This window comes from Candidatus Halocynthiibacter alkanivorans (genome assembly GCF_003333265.1).
GTDB classification, from domain to species: domain Bacteria; phylum Pseudomonadota; class Alphaproteobacteria; order Rhodobacterales; family Rhodobacteraceae; genus Halocyntiibacter_A; species Halocyntiibacter_A alkanivorans.
Genome location: NZ_QOLB01000013.1, coordinates 1 through 3,090, shown reverse-complemented (window position 1 = coordinate 3,090; position 3,090 = coordinate 1). Strand labels below are relative to the sequence as shown.

The following is a 3,090-nucleotide window of genomic DNA, read 5'->3' as shown; positions in this document are numbered from 1 at the left end:
CCTTCAGGGCCAGCGGTCAAAACCGCGCAAACAGGCCGGACACATGGCTGCTTCTGACAAAGGTACTGATTATATCAAAAATGTCTTGCTATGCAGGGGCCATCCACACAAGCCATTCGCTGCGCCCGCACCAAGGACTGCTTAGCGGGGCTTTTTTGCGGTTCGGGTAGCGCGACCGATCGGCAGGTCGACGCGCATTGTGATTTTTGACCGCGAAGGTTTAGTCCAGTGGTCCAGTGGTCCAGTGGTCCTGTGTAACCAGACGCCGAAATAACGAAGCCGCAATCTTCTCTGAATACCCATGAAACCCGCTTGGAACGCTGCATGCAATAGTGACCGGCGACATTCGTTCCTACGGCGCAGTGATGAAGGAAACCGGCAATGCTGGTCGGGGGAAACGCGCCTCTGGCTGTACATTCGACCCGAAAATGTGCCGCCGTCCATTCCATCAGAACCATGCGCAAGGGATATATGATTGCGCGCCAATGCACCAAAGCCAGAACCCGCTCTGCCCTATGTCTTCGATATTTCCCGGGCACACTCCAAAAACGATTTAACATGTGGCGTTTTCCGACTGGTCTTCAGGCAAGCGACTTCATCATTATTCGCATTCTCAAACCCGTCTACCGGAACTGTAACAAAGTAATGATCCGATTCCACTTCACGATCATATGCAAAACCAATCCCCATACCGCGTTTAACAGCAGCAAGAACAGCTTCCCGACTGCCCAGAACCAGCGTTGGAAAGAGTTGCATCTGGCGCGCTTGAAGGCCCGCGCTGATTGTCTTTTGCGTACTGGAACCGGTTTCCCGAAAAATAACCTCTTCGTCCGCCAGCAATTCGAGCGTAAGAGACTGCCGTGAGGCCAGGCGGTGACCCCGTGGAACCAGGGCAACAAGGCTTTGTTTTGCAACCGTCCGTTTGAAAACTCTGAAATCATCCGGGGATCCGGCCAGCACCGCAACGTCTACTTTCATATCGACAAGTACTGCCCACGTTTCTACGGCATTCCCCAACAGTGTTTTGACCCGAACATGTGGGTTTTGTTGGCGAAATGCATCGATCACGTCCAGTACGACATGAGGGCCGTCAGCACCGACAACCAATGTGCCGTGATGTTGATCACTTCCGGGAGCCAGTATCTGCCGCGCATCCCGTTCTGCAAGCATCATTCGACTGGTGGCTTCAAACAACGCCTGACCATCTTCGTTCAGCACCAGCCGATGCCCGGTCCTGCGAAACAGGCACTTGTTGTTGTCCGACTCAAGGTTTTTGATATGGAGGGAGACCGCAGGTTGGCTAAGGTTCAGTTTTAGCGCAGCATTTTGAATGCTTCCCTGGGTGACGACCGCGTGAAACGCGCGCAGTTGGGCAAAGGACATCTTCGGCTTTCACTGATTGAGGCGTCTCAGTGGAGTATAGGTTTTACAAAAGAAAATTGATATAATTTAAATTTGACTAGGTCGGCCGTTTCCACTCTTGATGTTCAGGTACAAACCGCAGCACCGCGCTACTCCAACGAGATCGAAAAATTGAAATGACCCAATCATCGCCAAATTACATGTTTGACGCATCCGAGAAACCGTCGCTTGAACACTTCAATGTTCCGCTTGTCATCGCGACGGATGAATCGGTCAAAGAATATGGATGCCTTGTGGACGATCCGGATACTTTTGACATCGAAATCGTGCGTTGGCCGGCACCGGGATGGCGTCCGATTGATGAAGGAACCGGTGATGAAGGCGGATATGTCGAAGGCACGTTCCATGGCAATTGGAAGGGTGATATTCTTTATGGTGCCAACGAAGCCGTCAACGGAAATTATGTTCTGGGATGGTCCACGGACCCGCAACAGGCATCTGCGGATGAAGCCACGTGTCCCCGGGATAAAGTTTTACTGTGGCATATGAATTATCATCCCGATGGCGGGCAACTATTTTTTCCGCTCGATAATAAGCCATTTGTGGTCCCGCTCGCCTTACCAGGCGATGATTTGACACCCGATAAAGTTGTCGCCTTTTGGTGTGACGGTTCGCGCGGACTGTATATTCGTCCAAGTATTTGGCACGAGGGCATTTTCCCGGTCGAAGACAACCAAAGATTCCTCGATCGGCAGGGAAAAGTGCACGCCCGCGTCAGCTGTGACATTGGGCGGGAGTTCGGCGTTTACCTGTCCGTTCCGCTTCCTGCAAAGGTCACATCATGACCGACCAAACCGCATTGGCGTCTGATTAGGAACTCAACGGTTCTGTTTCACATGTCCTGGCAGACGAGGGTCGCTCGCTTCTTCTTTTGGGGAAAGTCGCGTTGAGCTGAAGCGTTACTTTGCTGAAGCTGTAACGGTTCGCGCCCAAGGCAGACCATGTTGTTCGACTGTGAATGCAGCGGTGCAGAGCAAGGATTATGCTGTCTCCTCTGCAGTCTCAATATGTCCTGACTGAAAGTACGACACGTTCTTTCAGTCAGCGACTATTGAGTTAGTCGAACAGCGAGCCGCATGAGGGGCAGATTAACCAGTGAGACGATCCCGAACCCCAGCGGCCAGCTGATCACAATTCCAAAAGCCCATGCCTTGAACCTTCCGACGGTAATGCCGAGGGTCAGAAACGGAATTAACCCAGCGAAAATGGTCGCCATGAGTCCGGAGAGCAGAAATCGGAACACAAGTCGGGTTCGTTTGTCGCCGGATGGTTGGGAGTGAGCGGTTTGAGCCGTGCTGGGTTGCGTCCCTGGAGAGACCGCGCTCACGCCACGGTGGGCGCTTCGATTTCAATCAGACGTTCGGGGCAGGCGAGGCGGGAGACTTGCGCGGCGGTCGAAGTATGCTGGCCTCCCGCCTCGTTGAGGGGCTCAGTCGTTGGTACTTCGTGACACCTCCCACAAAGCAAAGCGTGTTCTTAATGTCTGGAATGACAACTTCGTTGCGTTCAGGGGACTTTCAGACCTAACGAAGCGAACGGCTTGTGTGGATGGCCCCTGCATAGCAAGACATTTTTGAGATGATCGGCACTGTTGTCAGAAGCAGTCATGTGTCCGGCCTGTTTGCGCGGTTTTGACCGCTGGCCCTGAAGGGTTCCGCAAACCAGGTC

General features: G+C 53.0%; 3 protein-coding genes. 1 reads left to right on the top strand and 2 read right to left on the bottom strand.

Annotation, left to right across the window (positions count from 1 at the left end):
- Positions 1 to 513: 513 nt before the first annotated feature.
- Complete coding sequence (locus DWA01_RS00175) at positions 514 to 1,383, bottom strand: LysR substrate-binding domain-containing protein (protein WP_114283621.1); 870 nt, start codon at positions 1,381 to 1,383, stop codon at positions 514 to 516.
- A gap of 155 nt (positions 1,384 to 1,538) precedes the next feature.
- Here DWA01_RS00175 and DWA01_RS00170 point away from each other — a divergent pair, with 155 nt between their 5' ends.
- Positions 1,539 to 2,207, top strand: coding sequence for an ureidoglycolate lyase (locus tag DWA01_RS00170; RefSeq protein WP_200832463.1), 669 nt, complete (start codon positions 1,539 to 1,541; stop codon positions 2,205 to 2,207).
- Between the two features lie 263 nt (positions 2,208 to 2,470).
- Here the strand turns inward: DWA01_RS00170 and DWA01_RS24080 are convergent, their stop codons facing one another.
- Entirely contained in the window at positions 2,471 to 2,749 is a 279-nt protein-coding gene (locus tag DWA01_RS24080) for a DUF2798 domain-containing protein (RefSeq protein WP_473206055.1), read from the bottom strand.
- Positions 2,750 to 3,090: the final 341 nt, after the last annotated feature.

Bases quoted from the DNA above. Each gene is read 5' to 3' on its own strand.
- DWA01_RS00175 (WP_114283621.1), bottom strand. From the start codon at position 1,383: ATGTCCTTTGCCCAACTGCGCGCGTTTCACGCGGTCGTCACCCAGGGA.
- DWA01_RS00170 (WP_200832463.1), top strand. From the start codon at position 1,539: ATGACCCAATCATCGCCAAATTACATGTTTGACGCATCCGAGAAACCG.